This is a genomic window from Kitasatospora putterlickiae, from assembly GCF_039527695.1.
GTDB lineage: Bacteria > Actinomycetota > Actinomycetes > Streptomycetales > Streptomycetaceae > Kitasatospora > Kitasatospora putterlickiae.
The window spans coordinates 1-1,429 of the sequence record NZ_BAAAKJ010000488.1 but is presented as its reverse complement, the minus strand read 5'-3'; the positions used below and the strand labels follow the sequence as shown (position 1 = coordinate 1,429).

Sequence of the window (1,429 nt, the reverse complement as noted above, 5' to 3'; positions counted from 1 at the left end):
GTCGACGCCGTCCATGGTGTCGGGGTTGCCGGCCCGGCCGATCGAGGCGATCGGCGCGGCGGCCCGTTGCCGGTCGATGGCCTGGCGGAGCATCTGGGGCAGGGGCGAGCTGATCTGCAGGCCGGCGCGTTCGGTGGCGTTCGCCAGCGCGTTGGCGGTGTCCCCGGTGAGGTAGGAGTTGAGTTGCCGCCTGGTTTCGGCCAGGCGGTCGGCGCGCAGGCCGTCGACGTCGACGGGCAGCCGCCAGAAGTCCTGCGCGCCGGTCTGCCAGGTCTTGATCCGGCCGAGGGCGGAGCCGTCGACGAGGCCGGCGCTGTGCCAGTAGGCGGCGGGCCGCTTGCCGGTGGTGAACCTGAGGCAGGCCCGGTTGGGGCAGGGCAGGTCGCTCCAGTAGGGGTCGTCCTGGTCGTTGACCTCGACGATGCCGACCACCCTGGCCTGGGGCGCTTCGTCGTCGGCCGAGGTCGAGCCGGTCTTCAGGACGTCGCCGAGGTGGATGCCGACCGTCTCGGCGACGTGGCGGCTGATCGCGATCGGGACGGGCTTCTTGGGCACGGGGGTGCCCGGCCAGGTGCCTTCGGCGAGCGTCACGTGGTCGCGCAGGCCCTGCACGTAGAGCAGGTCCAGGTCCGGGTCGGCGTCGTCGGGCCGGGCCAGGCCCGGGTTGGTGAGGACGCGCGGCTTGCCGCTGCGGGCGCCGTAGACGGGTCCGCCGGGGGCGACGCCGAGGACGCCGGTGTGCGCGGCGAACCGGGCGGCGTCCTCGTCGAGGCGCTTGGTGTCGTCGCCCAGTTCCCCGCCGCCCGGGCCCGTGCCGTCGCCGCCGAGGGCGGCGGTGGCGAGGATGCTGGTCGCCGCCGGGCCCCGGTCGCGCAGGTAGTCGCGCAGGCCCTGGTCCGCGGTCCGGTCCAGCAGGCGCGGGAAGGCGGCCGCCAGGAAGACGGTGCCGAACGCGAGCACGGCGGTGAGCAGGGCGGCGAGCGGGGCCGCGCGCAGCCGGGTGCGCACCCAGGCCGCGGGGCGGTGGGCGGCCCCCGGGCCGGTGTCCGCGGGCCGGGCGGCCGCGGTGTCGGCCGGGCTGGTCACATCTCCTCCAGGTACCGCAGTCGCTGGGCCACGTCGCGCCGGCGGCGGCCGCCGAGCAGGGCCGAGAGCAGGGGGACGGCGGCGATCGCGGCGGCCAGCAGCACGGCGGTGCCGAGCGGCAGGTCGAGGACGGCCCCCGGAACGGGCCGGCGGGCCGTCGGGGTGAGCACCACGAGCGGCACGATCAGCCGGACGATCAGGGCGCCGAGGGCGAGGCCGACGAGGCTGCCGAGGCCGACCAGGGCGGCCTGTTCGGCGGCGGCGGCGCGGACCAGGTGGCGCCTGGGGGTGCCGAGGGCCAGCAGCAGGGCGGAGTCCCGGGCCCGTTCGCCCGCGGCGGCGG

General features: G+C 77.3%; 2 protein-coding genes. Both read right to left on the bottom strand.

Features of this window, described 5'->3' with window-relative positions; all coding sequences use genetic code 11:
- Positions 1-1,086: hypothetical protein (locus ABD308_RS37635; protein WP_344345251.1), on the bottom strand; the 1,086-nt coding region annotated here is incomplete at its 3' end.
- Positions 1,083-1,429: FtsX-like permease family protein (locus ABD308_RS37630; protein WP_344345244.1), on the bottom strand; the 347-nt coding region annotated here is incomplete at its 5' end. The genes ABD308_RS37630 and ABD308_RS37635, both read right to left, overlap by 4 nt.